Annotated in this window: 18 protein-coding genes; 2 read left to right on the plus strand and 16 right to left on the minus strand. The window is 59.1% G+C overall.

Features of this window, described 5'->3' with window-relative positions:
- Positions 1-16: 16 nt before the first annotated feature.
- From QXU72_02900 to QXU72_02925, 6 genes are all read right to left on the minus strand, one after another.
- On the minus strand, positions 17-1,309 hold the full coding sequence (locus tag QXU72_02900) for an ABC transporter substrate-binding protein (GenBank protein ID MEM0494202.1): 1,293 nt from the start codon (positions 1,307-1,309) through the stop codon (positions 17-19).
- A gap of 206 nt (positions 1,310-1,515) precedes the next feature.
- Positions 1,516-2,229 (minus strand): SagB/ThcOx family dehydrogenase, encoded by a 714-nt coding sequence (locus QXU72_02905; protein MEM0494203.1) that lies wholly within the window; start codon positions 2,227-2,229, stop codon positions 1,516-1,518.
- Between the two features lie 44 nt (positions 2,230-2,273).
- Positions 2,274-3,539, minus strand: coding sequence for a (Fe-S)-binding protein (locus QXU72_02910; GenBank protein ID MEM0494204.1), 1,266 nt, complete (start codon positions 3,537-3,539; stop codon positions 2,274-2,276).
- Positions 3,536-4,249, minus strand: coding sequence for a respiratory nitrate reductase subunit gamma (locus QXU72_02915; protein ID MEM0494205.1), 714 nt, complete (start codon positions 4,247-4,249; stop codon positions 3,536-3,538). Before QXU72_02915 ends, QXU72_02910 begins: the two co-directional genes overlap by 4 nt.
- Before the next feature lie 12 nt (positions 4,250-4,261).
- Positions 4,262-4,504: a sulfurtransferase TusA family protein gene (locus QXU72_02920; protein ID MEM0494206.1), complete on the minus strand. Its 243-nt coding sequence runs from the start codon at positions 4,502-4,504 to the stop codon at positions 4,262-4,264.
- Positions 4,505-4,515: 11 nt separating this feature from the next.
- A complete protein-coding gene (locus tag QXU72_02925; protein ID MEM0494207.1) occupies positions 4,516-4,923 on the minus strand; it encodes a DsrE/DsrF/DrsH-like family protein in 408 nt (135 codons plus the stop codon).
- A gap of 132 nt (positions 4,924-5,055) precedes the next feature.
- Between QXU72_02925 and QXU72_02930 the strand changes: the two genes are divergently transcribed.
- On the plus strand, positions 5,056-5,538 hold the full coding sequence (locus tag QXU72_02930) for an Lrp/AsnC family transcriptional regulator (protein MEM0494208.1): 483 nt from the start codon (positions 5,056-5,058) through the stop codon (positions 5,536-5,538).
- A gap of 146 nt (positions 5,539-5,684) precedes the next feature.
- Positions 5,685-7,277: an ATP-dependent DNA ligase gene (locus tag QXU72_02935; GenBank protein ID MEM0494209.1), complete on the plus strand. Its 1,593-nt coding sequence runs from the start codon at positions 5,685-5,687 to the stop codon at positions 7,275-7,277.
- Positions 7,278-7,319: 42 nt separating this feature from the next.
- Here the strand turns inward: QXU72_02935 and QXU72_02940 are convergent, their stop codons facing one another.
- The 10 genes from QXU72_02940 to sufC all read right to left on the minus strand — a co-directional run bounded on the left by QXU72_02940 (position 7,320) and on the right by sufC (position 18,241).
- Positions 7,320-7,649, minus strand: a complete 330-nt coding sequence (locus tag QXU72_02940; GenBank protein ID MEM0494210.1) for a hypothetical protein — start codon at positions 7,647-7,649, stop codon at positions 7,320-7,322.
- Positions 7,650-7,728: 79 nt separating this feature from the next.
- Complete coding sequence (nrfD, locus tag QXU72_02945) at positions 7,729-8,607, minus strand: NrfD/PsrC family molybdoenzyme membrane anchor subunit (GenBank protein MEM0494211.1); 879 nt, start codon at positions 8,605-8,607, stop codon at positions 7,729-7,731.
- Positions 8,604-9,167, minus strand: a complete 564-nt coding sequence (locus QXU72_02950) for a 4Fe-4S dicluster domain-containing protein (GenBank protein ID MEM0494212.1) — start codon at positions 9,165-9,167, stop codon at positions 8,604-8,606. The genes nrfD and QXU72_02950 overlap by 4 nt, the downstream gene beginning before the upstream one ends.
- Complete coding sequence (locus QXU72_02955; protein ID MEM0494213.1) at positions 9,164-11,587, minus strand: molybdopterin-dependent oxidoreductase; 2,424 nt, start codon at positions 11,585-11,587, stop codon at positions 9,164-9,166. Before QXU72_02955 ends, QXU72_02950 begins: the two co-directional genes overlap by 4 nt.
- A 211-nt stretch (positions 11,588-11,798) precedes the next feature.
- Positions 11,799-12,557, minus strand: coding sequence for an ATP-binding cassette domain-containing protein (locus tag QXU72_02960; protein ID MEM0494214.1), 759 nt, complete (start codon positions 12,555-12,557; stop codon positions 11,799-11,801).
- 4 nt (positions 12,558-12,561) lie between these two features.
- A complete protein-coding gene (locus tag QXU72_02965; protein ID MEM0494215.1) occupies positions 12,562-13,542 on the minus strand; it encodes an ABC transporter permease in 981 nt (326 codons plus the stop codon).
- 39 nt (positions 13,543-13,581) lie between these two features.
- A complete protein-coding gene (locus QXU72_02970; protein MEM0494216.1) occupies positions 13,582-14,604 on the minus strand; it encodes a sugar ABC transporter substrate-binding protein in 1,023 nt (340 codons plus the stop codon).
- A 411-nt stretch (positions 14,605-15,015) separates the two neighbouring features.
- On the minus strand, positions 15,016-16,116 hold the full coding sequence (locus QXU72_02975; protein ID MEM0494217.1) for a SufD family Fe-S cluster assembly protein: 1,101 nt from the start codon (positions 16,114-16,116) through the stop codon (positions 15,016-15,018).
- Complete coding sequence (gene sufB / locus QXU72_02980; GenBank protein MEM0494218.1) at positions 16,113-17,525, minus strand: Fe-S cluster assembly protein SufB; 1,413 nt, start codon at positions 17,523-17,525, stop codon at positions 16,113-16,115. Before sufB ends, QXU72_02975 begins: the two co-directional genes overlap by 4 nt.
- Positions 17,525-18,241: a Fe-S cluster assembly ATPase SufC gene (gene sufC, locus QXU72_02985; GenBank protein MEM0494219.1), complete on the minus strand. Its 717-nt coding sequence runs from the start codon at positions 18,239-18,241 to the stop codon at positions 17,525-17,527. The genes sufB and sufC overlap by 1 nt, the downstream gene beginning before the upstream one ends.
- Positions 18,242-18,250 lie beyond the last annotated feature (9 nt).

An 18,250-nucleotide genomic window follows, 5' to 3' on the forward strand; every position in this document is an offset into this window, starting at 1 on the left:
CCCAGCACTGCTTAAACTACGGGTAAGGTTTCTCCAGGAAGACTATCGAGCCTCTCTCGTAGACGCCGACGTCCTTGAAGTCGTAGCCGGCCGCGGTCCTCACGATAGCCCAGACGCCGTAGTCCTGGTTGGCTTTGTCGCCGCTCTCGTCGAAGATCGTCCAGCCGCTCGGGCCGTAGTACGTTTTCGCCACCTCCACGAGAGCAGCGCGGATAGCTTTCCCATCGCTGCTTCCTGCCCTGAGGATCGCCCAGCCGGCCAGCTTCACCGCATCGTACAGAGTATCGCAGAACACTGTCGCGTCGACACCGTACTTCGACTTCAGCCTAGCCTTGAAGTCCTCGTACAGCGGGTTACCTATGAAGAGAGGCCTTGTGCCGAGCAGTTTCACTTTCGCCGCGAACTCGCCTACTGCTTGTGCTTTGAGCTCTGCTGCCCCGTGGGGCCCCTCAGAGATGAACCAGCGCACAGCTGAGAGTACCGGAGATTTCGCCGCGTGGCTCAGGATGTTGCCGCCGTCCGTGTCGAAGGATATCAGCACCACAGCGTCAGCTTTCTCGGCTTGGACCCTGCTAGCGAGGCTGGCGACCTCGGCCGCGTAGTCCGAGAGCCCCGTCTGGTAGGGCATCTTCACAGCTGTTCCTCCCAGCTCCTTGAAGTACTTCTCGAAGAAGTCCGCGAACGCGTTCCCGTACTCGTCGTTCCTGTGGAACACCACGACCTTCCTCGCACCCTCCTGGAAGGCCAGCACCGCGAGAACCTTAGCCTGCCCGGCGTCGGAGCCGACAGTCCTGAACACGAAGTCGCCGGGAATGGCGAGCGTGGGCGCGGTCGAGGATGGTGAGATCAGCACGATTTCGTTGCTGTCCACGAAGCTCTTGACAGCCTTAACCTGCGAGCTGGCTGCCGGGCCTATGATCACTTTGATTCCCTGCTGCGCGAAGGTTTGCACGTTCCTCAAGGCTCCTTCAGCTGACGTGGCGTCGTCGAGGATGACTGGCTTGAACTCTACGTTGAAGCCGTAAGCTTGAACCTCCGCGTTGAGATCCTCGATCGCGAGGTACACGACCTTCTCCCACACCTTGCCGATGGACGAGAGCTCTCCGGAGAGGGGGAGCGTGAAGCCTATGCTGATCGTTCTCTTCTCCTGCGGGGCAACAGCCTGAGCAGCCTGCTGGGCTCCGAAGACGCCCGCTAAGGCGAAGCCGATGAGCAACCCGACTATAAAGACTGCTAAGAGCGGCACCAGCGCTGAAATGCTGAGCTTTTTCCCCGCGGGGGCAGCTTTCCCTTTACTCTCTTCACTCATCTGCGACCCCCGGTTTTGCAGGCGCCTTCGCTCTCGCTTTAATAAGAGTGATGCAGCATTGCTTGAACATTTTTCCCTTAAGAGGCGCTTAATAGTAAAATTTTCGCATAGCCGGCGGCATCGTGGAATGATGGTTTATTATAATGACCACCAAGTATCAGGAGGCACGCTAGATAAAGTTCTTATATTACCGCTGCGATCAGGCTCTACCCCTTTCCTCTCTTCCGAGACTCTGTGAGAAGCTTCCACAGCTCTTCAAACCTCCCCTTAGAAGGCTTCTCAGGTACCCCGACCGGGAAGATGTAGAGGGGGTGCTCCTCGGCTTGTGCCCGGATAACCCTTGCCACAGCGGCGTCGTCGAAAGCGCCTACTGCTACTGTGCCTAGGTTGAGCGCAGCTACCATCAAGTAGATGTTCTGGCCTGCGTGGCCAGCCTCCATATACACGTACCTCTCACCACGCTCACCGTACCTCCGCGTCGTCCGCCTGTGCACAGCGCAGATGACGATGCTCACCGGCGCCTCGAGAACCCACTCCTGCCTCAGCGAGGCAGCCCAAAGCTCTCTGCGCACGTCCCCCTCTCTCACGAGCGCCAAGCTGTGGCGCATCCACCTGTACTTGTAGACGCCAGCCTCGGCGAAGCTTCCCCCCACCCTGACCCCTTCCTCTCCGAGAACTGCGTAGAGCTCTAGCGGGTACGTAGCCCCGGCGCTCGGAGCGGTGCGCCGGGGCCAGCCGTCATGCCCCGCGAGCCCTTGAGCAGCCCAAAGAATCAGCGCCAAGTCTTCCAGAGAGAGCGGGCTGCGAGCCCACTCTCTGACACTTCTCCTGAGCAGTATCGCTTCCTCCAGCGCAACCTTGGATCGCGGCGCCGGTAAGGGGAGGAGAAGCTCTACTCTTTCTCCGCTCTCACCGAGCATATCTGATGAAAAAGAGCAGAGTCTGCCTACTATTCTTTTTCGACCTAGCTGAAGCTGAGGGCTTCGGCTACGAGATCCATTACTCCGACGACCTGAACTCCGAGGTTGTAGCGCTCGCTCAGGAGCTTTAACTGTGCCTTGCAGTTCTCGCAAGCTGTTGCCACGATCCGGGCTCCCGTAGCTCTCACCTGCTCGGCTTTCTTCTTCCCGGTCTTAACTCTGAGCTCTTCGAAGTCAGGCACCGCCACGAGGCCGCCGCCGCCACCGCAGCACCAGTTCTTCTCCCCGTTCGGCGTCATCTCTCTGAAGTCGAGTACGGCGGCTTTCAAGACTCTCCTCGGCTCCTCGATGACCCCGCCGTTCCTTGCCAGCTGGCAGGGATCGTGGTAGGTGACCGGCTCCTTGATGGCTTCCTTTCTGAGCTTTATCCTGCCCTCCCGGATGTACTCGTCTATGATCTCCACGATGCTCTTCACTTCGAAGGGGAACTCCTCGCCCAGCCACTTTGGAGCTAGGTGCTTCATAACCCTGTAAGCGTGGCCGCACTCCGTTATTACGACGACTTTAACTCCAAGGCTCTTCGCCTCCTCTACAATGTTTCTCGCGATTTCTTTGGCCTTCTCCGTGTCTGCCAGGAAGAAAGCGTAGTTAGCTGCGTCGAAAACGCTGAGGGTCCAGTCCTCGCGAGCGGCGTGGAAGATCTTGGCAGCTGGTAAGATCGTGTGCGAGCCAGCCAGAGCAACGTAGAGAACCCTGGCACCCTTCTTCCCTACGGGGATTTCGATCGTGGGATCGCCGGTCTCCGCTCTCAGCTGATCCTCAAGGCTCTTTACCTGCTCGAGGAAGAGCCCCTTGTACAGCTCCACGTTTCGCCCTCTTTCAAGCGCAGCGTCAGCGACCATCGAGTAGATCTCGGGGGCTGGACTGTTCACTCCGGCCGCCACCAGCGCCGGCTTCGCTGCAGTAAAGAAGACAGTCACGTCTATGCCGAAGGGGCAGTGAGCCACGCACCTCCTGCAACCGGTACACTCCCACACAGCTCTGCTGAGATCCTGAATGAACTTCTCGTCCACGCCATCCGCGCCGATGAGCCGCGGGAACATTCTCAGCGGGCTGTGAGCACTCTTGTAGAGGCGCCTGATCAGCTCCATCCTATAGGCTGGAGCATGCACAGGGTCTCTCGTCGCGACGTACATGTGGCAGGCGTCACTGCAAGCACCGCACCTTGCACATATATCGAGGTAGTACTTCAGGCTGCGGTTCAGCTTGCGCTCGAAGTTCTGAAGGAACGCCTGAGCTGTGTTGCTCACATCTTCCACCTCGTAACGCTGTTGGTGAGGAGCGAGCCGATCGAGTGCATCAGCTTACCGAAGGGGAAGTACGCTAAGAGTAATTGAGCCAGGGCGTAGTGAGCCATGAAGAACGGGTTTTCCGGCAAGTGCTGCGGCCTAAAGGTGGCTAGCTCCCAGAAGTACAGTCTCATCGCTTCAACATCGATGTGGGTTGCAAACCTCATCATCAGACCTGTAATGACAAGGCCGAGGACGAGGGATAGAGCGAAGTAGTCCTCGGGGGTCGAAAGCTTCCTCAGTAGCCCCCTGAACCTCCTGAGCAGCAGGAACGTGAAGGCTGCGAGCATGATGAGTCCGGCTATGCTCCCAGCCATGAAGGAGAACTGGTCTATCGCGTGCTTGTCCATGCCTAGAGGGCCGAATACGAACGTGTACTCTGTGATCAGCCGCCCATGGCCGATGAGAGCGCCGAAGAGCGCCATGTGGCCGGTCCACGCCGCCAGCCAGAGCTTCGGGTTAACGGACATGAGAGACGGGTAGAAGAGGAACTGCTTCACGACCGCTAGCAGCGAGCCTAGCGTGCTTTTCGGTGCCGGGTGAAGGAGGAACCTCACGGCCGGCGGAGGCACTCTAAGCCATGAGAGCAGCCTGTATGCGATGCCTGCGAGGAAGATCGCAACGGCTACGTAGGGTGTCACAGCTAGCAGCAAGAAAGAAAAAACCTGCACGCTTAACCCCCCCTACTTCGTTCTCTTCACGTAGAAGACGAACCTACCAGACTCTTTTTCGACTTTCACTACTTCATGACCTTGGCTTTTTGCCCACGCCGGGATGTCCGAGAGCGAGCCGGGGTCTGTGGCGATAACTTTGAGAATCCCCCCTACGGGGACCTGGCCTATCTCCTTGGCCGTTTTCACCACGGGCATGGGGCAGGAGAGTCCTGAAGTGTCCAGCACCCGGTCGACCCTAATCTCCTCGCTCATGTCCTCCACCTCTACGTGAGGAAGATTATCTGGCCGTCTTTAGCTAGCTCGAGGAAGGTGGCAGCTCCTATCACGTCCTCAACCTCCGGAATCATATCCTCTTTCTTTATGTTCATAAGCTCGGCTGTCGTAGAGCACGCATGTAGGTGAACATTACCCGTAGCTACAGCGGCTTTAAGCAGCTCTTCAGGGCCCGGGATGTTCTTCGCCTTCATCCTGCTCTTCATCATACCTGTGAACAGCGACATCTTCCCGAGCTTAGCTTTCTCCAGCCCGCCCTTCTTCAAGAGGTTAAGTCCCCAGAACGTGTAGAAGATGTGAGTCTCAACACCCATCGCGGCCGCAGTGGAGGCTATGATCAGGCTCATCATAGCGTTCTCTAGCGTGTCGTTGGCTACAACTATGCAGAGCTTCTTCATACGGAGGATACAGGCTTCCCTCCAAATTTAAGCTTTTTGGCGCAATGATCAAAGATCTGGCAGCACTAGTTAGACATTGTTTCACCAGGGAAAGCGAGAAATACCTGGAAAACTAATGTAGCGGGAAGCGCTGTGGACAAGCTCGATCTAGAAATCCTCAGAGCTTTAGCGGAGAACCCTCGAGCATCGTGCAGAAGCATCGCGAGAAAGCTGGGTGTATCTCCCTCCACGGTAGCGAGGAGGATTAAGCAGATGACCAGTAAGGGGGTCATCAAAGGCTTCGCTATAGTGCTCGGCCAAGACTTTGTAAGCGCAGCTAGCTGCTTCGCCCTCCTGGTCAAGGTGAAAGGCGGCTTCGAGCCCAGAGAGGTTGGGGAGAAGCTGAAGACCATTCCCGAGCTCTGCAGGATCTACGTAACGGCGGGGAGACACGACATTATCTGCTTCTTCTCCAGCACAAGCAGGGACGAGACAGCCAGGATAATCTCCAGGGTGAAATCCACGGAAGGCGTTGCTGAAGTAGAGCCCTACACTATTCTCTATCACGTGAAGGATGAGAGCTTCTTCACGCCGTCACCGAATCTTCTCGCGAAGATCCTCCCTCCCTCAGGCTAACGGCTCCTGCAAGCGCCCTAGCTCCGCGGTGCGGCCAGCACCAGCTTAAGCCTCTCCAAACCGTTCTAGCGGCTTAGCCCAGCCCCTGGCTGCAGCCGGCTCTTCAATGCTTCGAGAAGCTTAACCGATAGTTTGAACTTTAGCTGGTGAGAGTACTGGTCGTGCTCTTCGAGGAGCTGGTCGAGCTGGCGAGCCTGCTCGAGTCCACAGCCTCGAGGAACGAGAAAGTATCCCGCTTAGCGGCTGCCCTTAAGGGTCTGGACCCCGAGGAGGCGGCTATAGTGGTTAGGCTGATCACTGGGGAGATCTTTCCCGCCTACTCAGGGCTAGAGCTCGGTGTGGGCTACAGCACTCTTCTCGAAGCTGTGCGGGGAACCTCGGGAGTGGTCCCGCTGGACCAGCGGAAGCTGAGCGTAAGGGAGGTTTACGAGTCCCTAGTTAAGGTCGCGAACGCCTCCGGCGAGGACTCGAGGAACAGGAAGCTGAGAGCTCTGCGCTCGGTTATCGCGGGGATGAGCCGGAGGGAGGTAGAGTTCTTGGCGCGCTTCCTTCTCGGCGAGCCGCGCCTGGGGGCTCGCGAGGGCATCATCCTGGAGGCGCTGGCGAGAGCTGTTTCAGCGCAGCTCGAGGAGGTGAGGAGGGCCTACATGTTTTCCGGAGATCTCGGCGACCTGGCGCAGCTGCTGCTGAGCGGTGTGAGCCCTTCGGAGGTTAGGCTCCGCCTCTTCCACCCCGTTAAGCCGATGCTCGCTGAGATGGCGAGAAGCCTGCGGGAGGCGCTGCGCGAGAGCGGTGGGAGAGCCGCTCTAGAGTTCAAGTACGATGGCGTGAGGCTCCAGGTTCACAAGAGAGGCGGGGAAGTGCGCTTGTTCACGAGAAGGCTGACCGACGTCACCTCAAGCCTACCGGATGTCGTGGAGCTCGTGCTGGAGCACGTGAAGGCCGAGGAGGCTGTGATCGACTGCGAAGCAGTGAGCTTCAAGGATGGGAAGCCGCTGCGGTTCCAGGACCTGGTGAGGAGAGTGCGGAGGAAGGAGGACGTGAGGAGGATGGCTGAGGAGATGCCTTTCGAGATCAAAGCATTCGACGTGCTCTACCTCGACGGCCGCGTTCTAGTGGATGAGCCCTACGAGGAGAGGTGGAAGCTTCTCGAGGGGGTCGCTAGCCCCGAGATCCTGATCGAGAGGGTAGTTACGGGGGATCTCGGCGAGGCGGAGTCGTTCTACAGGAGGAGCTTGGAGGCCGGCAACGAGGGCGTGATGGTGAAGCGGCTCGACTCTCCCTACACTCCGGGCGTGCGCGGCAGGTACTGGTTTAAAGTGAAGCCGGCGGAGACACTTGACCTGGTTATCGTTGGCGCCGAGTGGGGGCACGGCCGCAGGAGAGGCTGGCTGAGCGACTACTACCTGGCTGCCAGGAACCCTGAGACGGGAGAGTTCCTGATCGTTGGGAAAACGTTCAAGGGGTTGACGGACACTGAGTTCGAGGAGATTACAAGGAAGCTGCTGGAGCTGAAAGTGCGGGATGAGGGGTGGCGGGTCTGGGTGAAGCCTTCAATCGTTGCTGAAGTCGCTTTCAGTGAGGTGCAGAAAAGCCCCAAGTACAGGTCGGGGTACGCGCTCCGCTTCGCCAGGATTATCAGGCTCCGCCCGGATAAGCAGCCTGAAGAGGCTGCGACGATCCACGACGTCAGGAGGATCTACGAGGAGCAATTCCTCTCGAAAGCCAAGGCCGAGTAGCCGCTCCTTCGAGCCTCCGGGAGCTCGAACCGCTGCACCGCCTCACTGCTCCCCAGGCTCGAGAACCAGGAACACCCGCTCCGGGGCGAACCTCCACTCTTCACCTTCTTTCAGCAGCTTGTACTCGACGATCGCGCCGCCCTCCTCTTCTTCAACAGCTAAGATCCCGGCGCGGGCGCCGCAGCTTGCGAGAACGTACGCGAAGTCTTCAAAGTAGTCGTAGAACCCACAAGTGAGGCAGAAGCTCCCTCGAAACTCCACTTTGAACTTTCCTTCTTCGACTTCAAGCACGCGCACCTGCCCCTCGGCTCCGTGCAGCCTGTTAAACTCCCTGACAGCGCACTCGAGAGCTTTCACCAGCTCCACGCTCACGTGCCCGAGCATCCTGAAAAGAAGGCTATAAACCTGACTAAGCGCGGGTAAAGAAAATTCTCTTTCGTTATAGCTTGCTTTAAAGGTGTAGTGGCTCGAAGATTCCGGCCTGGATTACGAGTACTCTCAGCAGCAGAGCGCCGACTAAGTAGAGGCTAGCGGCCGCCACACCCAGCTTTCTATCCTCTTTTCTCATCAGTAGGAAGCCGAGCGCCATCGGCGCTAAGACGCCGACAAGCACCACTCCGAGCCAGAACGCGGGGGCGAGCGGCCCGACCAGCAGAGCAGCTGCGCTGGCACGCGCCGCCTCGGGGCCAGCGTAGAGCGGGACGTTGAGGAGAGCGACGAGAGCGAGGAGTTCCCCGATGTCTAGCCCTAGCCCGGCTCTCGTCAAGAACCTGGACACGTGTTCGCTGTGCACGAGGATCTTCAGGACGGCTATAGCGCAGATTGAAGCGCTGAGCACCCAGAGGACTGGGATGAGAGCTGTGTTCCAGAAGGGGATGCCTGGCGCGCTGGAGATCAGGAAACCGCTGTACACTGTAACGAGGAACCCGATGAGCGCTAAGAGGACTAGGTACCACTTAGCGTCCGTGAGCTTAGCGAGCGCGGGTACTGCTGCATGCCTAAGGGTCAGCAGGAAGGAGAGGATGAGGAGCAAGAAGAGGAGCGTGATGCCGAGGGTCATCCACGACTCGGTTAGCTTCGCGATGAAGATCCCTTGAGCTAGAGAGGATAAGATTGCGGCCGGCATGTTCGCGGGCCTGGAGAGGTCGGCGATAACGAAGACTAAGCCGAGCACGACCGACGCGAAGATAACTAGCGAGAGCTCCTTCAGCTTCTCCTCGATCTTGAAGAGCCTTAAGAGAGAGTACGCGACGCTGCCCATTCCCGCTATTCCGGCGAACCAGAGGAACGGCCCTATAAGCCAGGGGTCCCAAATCTCCTGGAACATCATCTCCCCACCACCACGAAGTACTTAGGTCTAGTACCCTTGTTGGCGAGCAGTCTGATCACCCTGCCGCCCCTCAACCTCTTGCTTACCTCGCTTCCCGGGTCATCCAGGTCGCCGAACGCCCTAGCACTAGCCGGGCACACCGTCACGCAGACAGGTTGAAGGCCCGCTTTGAGCCTGTCCAGGCACTCCTCGGACATGCACTTCCGCGGGAGCCCTGTCTCGGGCTCCAGCCACCTCATTCCGTAGGGGCAGGCGGTCATACAGTACTTGCAGCCTATGCAGAGCTCTGGCTTAATCTTCACGAGACCGTCGCCGTCCACGTAGGAAGCCCCCGTCGGGCAAACGGAGACGCAGGGCGCATTCTCGCAGTGCTGGCACTGTACGAGCAGGAGGTACGGCTTAGCCTCCAGGTCGAATGTTATCCTCAAGATGTTGGTCCTGAGCCCTCCCCAGGTCGGGTTAGGGGCGTCGGTAGACTCGTAGTTCGCGGCGTTGCAAGCCGCAACGCACGCGCCGCAGCCGATGCACTTGCTCTGATCCCAGAGGTGCGCCAGCCTCATGCTCCCACCCTCCTAACCTTCACGGTGGAGTTAAGGCTCGGAGAACCGTTTAGAGGCTCCAGCCAGCTGAGCGTGAACATGTTCGGGTTGATACCGTCCTTCAGCACCTCGTACTGGCCGGTGATCAGCTTGGAGAACCTCCCGCCAGCCCTGTTGTACACGTAAAGCACCCCCTCCCTCACCCTGTTGGTGACCTTTACGCGGGCTCTGGCCTTGAAGCCGTTGTCGAGCCCTTCGAGCTCTATCAGGTCGCCGTCCCTTATCCCGAGGCGCTCAGCATCCTTCGGGTTCATCCAGACCCTTCTGTCGACGAGGCATGCAATCGACCACGTCCACACAGCGTGCACAGTGACGAACTGGTCCCGCCCGTTAACGAGGTAGAACTCGTCCGGGGCAGTCGGCTTCTTGTACGGTGGAGGCTTCCACTTGGGCAAGGGGTCGTCTTTGAAGTCGAGAGCCCTGAGGCTGTAGATCTCGATGAGCCCGCTCTTCGTCGCGAGGGTTCCTGGACCCGGCTTCGGAGTCCAGTACCTGAACACGTAGAAGCCTTTCTCGTTGAGAGCCCTCTCTATATCCTCTGCGGGAACGTTCCAAGCTTTCGACAGACCTTCAATGGCTTTCTTCCTAACCAAGCTCTCGAACTCCTCGAACTTGTGGTAGTCTGCGTACTCCTCAGTGTAGCCTACCGCCTTAGCCCTGTCGGGGACCGTGCGCCTAACTATCTCCATCATGATCCAGAAGCCGTTCCTCGCGTCAACGCCGGGCGGCGGCTCCAGCGCTTTGTGGCTCAGCTGGATTGCGGCGTGCGGAGTCCACTTCACGTCAGCGAGCTCCTCGCGCTCGAGGTAGATGTTGTCGGGTAAGACGTAGTCAGCCCAGTCCACGCTATCGTTTGGCACAACGTCGATCACGACCACGAGGTCCAGCTTCCGCAGAGCTTGCTTCAGCTTCTCAGTGTTAACGTCCCTCGTAAAGGGCTCCGTCCCCACGATTATCAAGGCCTTGATCGGGTACGGTTTCTCCTCGAGCACCGCGTCGAGTATCGCGTCGAAGACGTGCGGCACTGCAGGGTATTTCTGCGTGTCAATGCGCTTCGCGGTGATCGGAGGCAGCGTGCCTCCGGTGATCGTCGTCACCTTGTCTGCCTCGGCTCTTGCGGAAGCAGGGAGCCTCGAGCCGAGCTTTATGTAGAGCCCGCCAGCCGTCTCGATGCTGCCCACAAGAGCGTTCAGGGTGAGGACAGCGCGGAACGCGTCCGAGTCGTTAGCGTTCTTCGAGGTCCACCACCCATCCTCAATGACGCCTCGCGCGTTCGCAAACTCTCGCGCGATCCTCCGGATCGTTGCTGCTGGGACCCCGCAGATCCCCTCCACTTTCTCGGGCGGGTACTGGGCTGCGCGCTCCTTCAGGAGGAGGAAGGCCGTCCTCACCTTGACGCCCGCCGCCTCGCCCTCCCACTCGAGTGCGGGGTTCCTAGCCTTCTTGTAGCTGACGAAGTCCTTCGCGTCCAGGTCGTACACAACGTAGTCTGCGGTTTCGCGCCCAAGGTCTTTCTCGGTTAGAGGCGTGCCGTCAGGCTTGATGAGGAAGGTCGCGTTAGTGTACTTCTTCACGTAGGGCTCGTCGTAGAGCTTCTCAGTGAGGATGACGTGCATCATCGCTAAGAAGAAGGCAGCGTCGGTTCCGGGGATTATGGGCACCCACTCGCCTTCGGCCATCGCAGCGTTACCCATCCTCGGGTCAACGTAGACGAGCTTGACCCCAGCCTCCCTGGCTTTCTGCAGCCTCTGCACGTGACCCATCGCGGCGTTGAGAACCCGGCCCACGAAGATCACGTACCTCGCTCTCTCGTAGTCTGGGTCGACGGTGGGCGGCCCCCCAGCGCCCAGGATTAGCATTCTCGCGTATGTGCTGGCGTTGTGGCAGCAGGACGCGTGTGATACGTAGTTCGGAGTCCCGAGAGTGAACGCGATGAAAGGCATGTGCCAAGCGTAGAAGTCGTGGTAGGTGAAGCATACCGACTCGGGCCCATACTTCCCGACGACTTCCCTCAGCTTAGCAGCAATCTCGTTCAAGGCCGTCTCCCAGTCGACTTCCTGGAACCTGCCCTCGCCTCTCTCGCCAACTCGCTTCAAAGGTTTCTTTAGCCTCAAGGGGTGGTTCCAGAGCTGTATTGACGATGCCGCTCTCGCGCAGAGGCCGGGCTGGGGGTGCTCTAGGTTAGGCTCCACGTACATTCTGCCGTTGCGCTTCACGAGGTAGATGCCGCACCCAGCACCGCACATGTTGCACATCACTGGTATTTTCTCCTCCTGCGCGGCCGACGCCTCCCCACTTGGCTTCGGCGCTGGCAGGTGGACGAGTAGAGTCGCAGCTGCTGCAGTGCTCAGCGCTAAGAAGTCTCTTCTGCTAAGCTCCATACCGGAAAGAACCTTACCAGGCCCGGATATATTCCTTTATGTCAATACATGATAAGATATAAATATATCTGGAGCACGTTTCCTCCGGCGTGCTGCTTTACCTGCCCGAGCTTAGCTCCTTCTAGATGTCAGAGAAGCTCTACGGCGGTTTGAGCGGCCCGAAGTTTTCGCTGGAGCACCCCGGTTAGAGAAACTGCCGAGGGGTTGATGTTCAAGAAGTGTTCTCTAGGGGGGCGCCGCGCCTGATCACTTCGATTATTTCTTCCGGTGTAACTTTCTCTTTAGGTACATCGGCGATTTTCCTGCCGTGGTCGAGCACCACTATCCTGTCCGCGACCTCATAAACGTGGTATATGTTGTGGGAGATGATGACCACGCTGGTTCCCTGCTTCTTCACGTCTAGGATGTGGTCGAGGACGGCTCTGGTCTCTCGGACTGAGAGGGCGGCGGTGGGCTCGTCGAGGAGGAGCAGCTTCGCCTTGAAGTGCATCGCTCTACCGATAGCGACGCTCTGCCTTTCACCTCCGCTGAGTTTCGCTACGCGCACTGAAGGGCTCCGGATCCTCTTGAGCCCGATCTCCTGGAGTACTTTCATCGCCTCTTCCGACATCCTCCTCCGCTGCAGGATAGCTAAGGGGCCGATCTTCCTCACAGGCTCTCTCCCGAGGAAGATGTTCCTCTCGATGCTCAGAAGGTCGATCAGCGCGAGGTGCTGGTACACGATCTCGATACCAGCTGCCCTGGCCTCTCCGGGGTCTCTGAATATCCTCGGCGAGCCCTCCCAGTAGATCTCCCCGGCGTCAGGCTGGTAGACGCCGGCGATGATTTTTACGAGCGTGCTTTTGCCGGCTCCGTTGTCGCCCACCAGGCCGACGACCTCGGCTCTTCCCACGTGGAAGTCGACGCCTTTGAGGGCTTCGACGGGGCCGAACCTCTTCACGATCCCGCGCATCTCGAGGAGGTGGCTCACGGGATCACCCCGGGGCTACGAACTTCTTCACGATGAACTGGTTTATCACCGTAGCTACTATCAGCAGTATTCCTATGAACGCTGTGTACCAGTAGGCTGGCGCCTTGGCGAGCACGAGGCCGACTCTCGTCATCGCTACGAGCACTGCGCCGAGGAAGGTGCCGACTACGCTCCCGTAGCCGCCTGAGAGCAGGCACCCGCCAAGCACTGCAGCGGTTATCGCCTCCAGCTCTAGCCCTATGCCGAGAGTCGGGTCTACTACCCTGAACCTGCTGAAGGCGATGAGGCCAGCGAGGCCGGCCAGCAGCGAAGATATACCGAAGTTGATGATCTTCACCCTTCTGACCGGGACGCCCAGCTCCCTAGCGGTCGCCGCGCTCCCTCCTACAGCGTAGACCCAATTACCGTAAGGGGTCCAGTTCAGTATGAACGCGAAAAGGCCTGTAAGCGCGATAAGCCACAGCGCGCTTGTGCGCAGTCCTTCCTCCGTTAGAACCCCGTTGAGGACGCTCGCCAGCCAGTGGTCGTGGGGCATCCTCACGGGGAAGCCGCCGGTAACCGCCAGCAGGATACCTCTGAAGAACATCATGAAGCCTAGAGAGGTTATGAAGCTCGGTATCCCGGTGCGCAGGGTGATGTAGCCCATCGCTACGCCAGCCGCGAAGGCTACGGAGAGCATGATGAGGGAAGCGAGGAGCATGTCCACGCCCCCTATCATCATGTACGCGACGCCCATCGGAACTAGCGCGTATATGCTACCAACCGCGAGGTTAAACTCTCCGCTGATCATCAGGAAGGCGACACCCACGGAGACGACACCGACCTCTCCCGCCAGCGCAAGTATGCTGTAAAGCGTGGGCAGCGTCAGGAACTTCTCGGGAACTAGTACCGCGAATATGAGTGCGATGCTTAGGAAGCTCACCCCCACGCCAAGCTCGGGGTGCTGGAGGAAAGTGACAATCATCCTACTGGTTTCTCGACTCATGGCGAACACCCAGAGAAAAAAAGGGTTATTTACACGGAGTTACGCTCCACCTGTGGTCGCTATCTGCTTCTTAACCAGGTCCAGCTTAGCCTTGTCGATGACCGTGGGGCCTGTCGGGACCTGTGCTGGCGGCATGATGCCGTACTTCACGTAGAGGTACATGAAGACGACGGGGAGGAAGCCCTGAGCGTACGGCTGCTGGCTCACAGCCGCGTCGAGCTCACCGGCCTCGATCGCTTTGAGGATCACGTCGTCTATGTCGACTGTGAGGAGGCGCACCTTGCCTGTGAGCTTCATCTCTCGGAGAACTTGAAGCGCTGGGTGCGCGCCCAGTGGCCCTAGGGTGAAGATAGCGTCAGTCTCCGGGTGAGCTGTTAGGTAGCTTCGGAAAACCTCCGCGGCTTTAGTGGGGTCGGTAGTGATGTCGAGCTTCTCGACGGGGACGTCGGGGTACGCTTTCTTGATAGCGTCGGTGATTCCCTGGGCTCTCGTCTCGAGGCCTACGTGCCCTACCTCGTGGATACCGATCACGACGCGCTTAGGCTTGTACCCCTTGTCGACCAAATACTTGGCCAGGTAGTAGCCGGCGTCGTACTCGTTCTGGCCGATGTAGGTGATGTACGGGATCCTCTCCTTCTCGGGCCTCGGGTCGGGGACGTTCACCGCTATAACCGGTATGCCCATGCCGATCGCTCTCCGGGCCGGCTCGTCGAGGGCTTTGTAGTCAGTGATCGTCAGGATGATGCCCTGCGGCCTAGCGGCGATCGCGCTGTTCAGCAAGTCCACGAGCGCCGGGATGCTGAACTTCTCGGGACCGGAGTAAACTACCTTCACGTTGAGCAGTGCTGCCGCGTCCTGGCTTCCCTTGATGACGGGAGCCCACCACGGGTCAGCGGGCCCGCCGTGAGAGACGTAGTAGAACGTGTACTCAGGGGCGGCGGGCGCAGCGGGAGCGGCGGGTCTCGGTGCGAGGAGGTACCCTACGACAGCGCCTACGATCAGGCCTATCACTAGGAATGCTAGGGCTGGAAGCATCGGTATTTTCTGGGTTTTCTGGGCCATGTTTATCGGGGTCAGAAAAATCCAAATACTGTAAATATGCCGTTTTCGAAATCTTTATAAGATCAAGGGGCTTTCCTCAGGAGAACCTAGCCCGGAGCTTCGAGGATTTAGGATAGTTGTGGCTTTATAGCTAGCTTTCAGCTTCCCTTGAGATTAAAGCCTAGATGGCGTCTCCCAGCGTCGAAGCGCTCCCCCTCTAGTAGCGTGGTTCTAGCGAGCGGCCTGGCTAGCTCGTTGAAGAGGAGCTTCGACTTTGAAGGGCGAAGCGGGCGTGCCTACGCGGGCACCATCTCGTGGTGGGCGAGAGCTCTTCCGAGAAGTGGGAACCGAGAAAATTGCTGGGAGCGGGAAGCAATCGGGTAGCTTGCGTCCGGGTTTAGCTCAGCTTCTGCCTATGAGGCTGGCTTTGGGCTACCCGGCTTGGAAGAGCGCTGTTTCGACTTCTTCAAGGAAGTGTTTTACGCGGGGTTCAGATGCCCCGTCTCCGGATACCAGGTTGACCAGCATCCCCCTCACTATTGTCCTGACGGCGTCCCTCTCGGATAGTCCGCGGGAGCGGAGGTAGAAGAGCGCTTCAGGGTCGATCGGCGAATGCGAAGCGGAGTGGCTAGCCTCTGCGGGCTCGTCGGAGTTTATCTCAAGCATCGGCGCGGAGTAGGCTCTGGAGTCGGGAGTCAAGGGGATGAGGCGGGATTCGACCCTGATGGCGGAGCCTCTCGAGCCTCTCTCCACCGTGGAGAGCCCCTTGTGGACAACGGTCCCCTTCGAGGCGAAGCCTACAACTTTCACGAGCACTTTTGTTCGCTGTGCTAGCTGGAGTGTACTCGTGCTGAACGTCACGTGAGAGTTCGCCGGCGCTGCCAGAGCTCCTCTGATGAGCGCGCCGGCGTTCTCGCCTCTCACCGTGTAGCTTTCCTCAACGTGGTCTGCAAAGCCTCCAACGACTAGGCTTAGTGTTCTGAGCCGCGACCCAGTGTCGAGCGAAGCCCAGTGGAAGAGAGCAGTGGAGGAGCCCGGCGAGTCTACTAGCACCTCCACGATGTCGGCGCTAACCCCTGGAGCCACGCGCGTTCTCAGCGAAACCGTGAGAAGCCCCGCAGCCTCGCTCGGCGAGAAGGATGCGAGAATCAGCGTTGAATCTCGAAGAACTTCGAGCTCGAGGTGCACCGACTTGACCCCCTGGAGAGGCTTTTCGAGGAGAATCACCGCATCTCCCCTCACAGACGTTTTCCTCGCAAGAGTGAGGTTCTCGACATGGAACTGGAAGAGCTTCAAGCCGATGGGCTTCACGTCAGCTAGCTCTAAGCCCGGCTCTACCCCTCTGTCCCTCACTCCTACCAGGATACTGGGGCTTGCTCCCAGCTTTTCGAGCAGTCTTGCGTCAAAGCCCCCAGCCGTAGGCTCCCCAGGGTTCTCGAGAAACTTCTCGAAGCGCGTCCAGTCCGTGTAGTACTTCACGGTCGGCGAGTCACGCACGATCTGGTAAGGTAGCTGCAGGTACACGGCTCTCACCCGTAGCCCCCCAGCTCCTCGAACTCGAGCTCCAGCACCTTCCTCAAAACCAGCCCGTACTCGGCCGGCAGCCTCCCTAGGATATCGCTCACGTAGCCCAGGAGGAGCAGCCTCCTCGCCTCGCTCTCCCGCAGTCCGCGAGCTCTCAAGTAGAAGAGAACGTCTTCGCCCAGCTTCCCCACAGAGGCTTCGTGGACGACTGTCGCCTCCTCCTCTTCTACCTCGTTCCTAGGGTAGGTGTACGCTCTCGAGCGCTCGTCGAGGACAAGGCTATCGCACTTCACCGACGCTGTCGCCCCTTTAGCGCCCTTAGCGACCTTCACGAGGCCCCTGTACACAGCGGTCCCGCCCTCCACGCTTATACTCTTGCTCACCACTTCGCTCGCAGTGTTCGGGGCTAGGTGGAATACTTTCGCCCCGCTATCCTTCCAGACGCTGCCCTTAGCTAGAGTCACCCCGTGGATAGACGCGGAGGCCCCCTCACCCCTCAGGACGGCGGAGGGGTAGACGTAGCTCGCCTTGCTGCCGATGCTTCCTTCAACCCACTCGATTCTCGCCCCGCGCTCCAGCAGAGCTCTCTTGTTGTTGAAGTTGATGAGGTTCTTGCTCCAGTTCTGGATCGTGGTGAACTTCACGTGAGCATTCTCGCCAACGTAAACCTCGACCATCCCGTCGTGGAAGCTGTACTTCTTGAAGAGGGGTGCTGAGCACCCCTCGATGAAGTGCACGTAGCTTCCCCTGTCCGCTACTATCAGCGTGTGCTCGAACTGGCTTTCAAGCTCGCTAGCAATGAAGAAGAAAGCTTCTATCGGGGCCTCGACCCTGACCCCCGGGGGCACGTAGAGGAAGACTCCACCGCTCCAGAGCGCTCCGTGGAGTGCTGCGAACTTGTGGTCGCTGGGCGGGAAAATCCTCATGAAGAACTTTCTCACCAGGTCCGGGTACCTTGCTACCGCTTCGCTCATATCCATCAGCAAGACGCCCTTCTCTTCAAGGAACTTCCTAAATGCGAGGTACACGTTCTCGCTCTCCAGCTGCGCCGCCAACCCCGAGAGGGCTTTCCTCTCTATCTCTGGGAGGCCTATCCTCTCGTAAACCCGCTTGATATCCTCCGGCAGCTCGTCCCACGAAGCCGCTCTATCGACATCCGGGTGAACGTAGTGGGCCAGCTCCTCCAGGTCTAGCTCCTCCACGCCGATAAGCCAGTTGGGAGTCGGCAGCTTCTCGAACAGCTCCAGGCTCCTCAGCCTGAGCTGGAGCATCCACTCCGGCTCTCTCTTGATCCTGGAGATCTCCTCAACCATGCTTCTCGTTATCCTCCCGCGGAGCTCGACCCTCGGCTTCAGAGTGACAGAAGCTATGCTCGTATCCCCAAGCTCTAGGCTTTCAAGCACGCGGCGGGCCGCCATCACGCGGCACCCGGGTAACCTTTCTCGGAGATCGCGCGAGCCAGCTCAACACCTCCCTCAGCTGCTATCAGCCCCGAGACGAGAACTAGAACCTTCTGCGGCCTCACGATCTCCACAGTCATAGGGTTGTGGGTGATGAGCAGCACGCCGGCGCCGCTACCCGCCAGCTCCCCGAGAGCGACCGCCAGGAGCCTGACCCCATCGACGTCCAGCCCCGAGTCCGGCTCGTCGAGCACAACAACTCTAGGCTTCAGCACCAGGGCCTGGGCAACCTCAAGCCTCTTGCGCTCACCGCCCGAGAAGCCCACGTTTACCTGCCTCTCCAGGTAGCTGGGCGGCAAGGCCATCTTCCCGAGCGCGCGCACCACTTGGTCTTCAGAGTACTCCAGCCCCTGAGCCGGCAGCACGGCACTCAGCAGGGCGCGCACGCTAACCCCCTCCAGCGCTGGAGGTGCTTGGAAGCCGAGGAACAAGCCTCTGCGCGCTCTCTCCTCAGGCTTCAGCGCCGTCACATCTTCTCCGTTGAGGAGAATTCTACCCCCCACGACCTCGTAGCGCGGATGCCCTGCGAGGCTTAAAGCCAGCGTGCTCTTCCCGCTTCCGTTAGGCCCCATCATCGCCACTACGCTACCCTGGGGAACGGAGAAGCTGACGCCGCGCACTACTTCTCTGCCACTTACTCTCACGTGCAGGTTCACTACTTCGAGGCCCACCATTCTCTATGA

It is taken from the genome of Thermofilum sp. (assembly GCA_038741495.1).
Lineage (GTDB): Archaea > Thermoproteota > Thermoprotei > Thermofilales > Thermofilaceae > Thermofilum.

Bases quoted from the DNA above. Each gene is read 5' to 3' on its own strand.
- QXU72_02900 (MEM0494202.1), bottom strand. From the start codon at position 1,309: ATGAGTGAAGAGAGTAAAGGGAAAGCTGCCCCCGCGGGGAAAAAGCTC.
- QXU72_02905 (MEM0494203.1), bottom strand. From the start codon at position 2,229: ATGCTCGGTGAGAGCGGAGAAAGAGTAGAGCTTCTCCTCCCCTTACCG.
- QXU72_02920 (MEM0494206.1), bottom strand. From the start codon at position 4,504: ATGAGCGAGGAGATTAGGGTCGACCGGGTGCTGGACACTTCAGGACTC.
- QXU72_02925 (MEM0494207.1), bottom strand. From the start codon at position 4,923: ATGAAGAAGCTCTGCATAGTTGTAGCCAACGACACGCTAGAGAACGCT.
- nrfD (MEM0494211.1), bottom strand. From the start codon at position 8,607: ATGATGTTCCAGGAGATTTGGGACCCCTGGCTTATAGGGCCGTTCCTC.
- QXU72_02950 (MEM0494212.1), bottom strand. From the start codon at position 9,167: ATGAGGCTGGCGCACCTCTGGGATCAGAGCAAGTGCATCGGCTGCGGC.
- QXU72_02955 (MEM0494213.1), bottom strand. From the start codon at position 11,587: ATGGAGCTTAGCAGAAGAGACTTCTTAGCGCTGAGCACTGCAGCAGCT.
- QXU72_02965 (MEM0494215.1), bottom strand. From the start codon at position 13,542: ATGAGTCGAGAAACCAGTAGGATGATTGTCACTTTCCTCCAGCACCCC.
- QXU72_02970 (MEM0494216.1), bottom strand. From the start codon at position 14,604: ATGGCCCAGAAAACCCAGAAAATACCGATGCTTCCAGCCCTAGCATTC.
- sufB (MEM0494218.1), bottom strand. From the start codon at position 17,525: ATGGCGGCCCGCCGCGTGCTTGAAAGCCTAGAGCTTGGGGATACGAGC.
- sufC (MEM0494219.1), bottom strand. From the start codon at position 18,241: ATGGTGGGCCTCGAAGTAGTGAACCTGCACGTGAGAGTAAGTGGCAGA.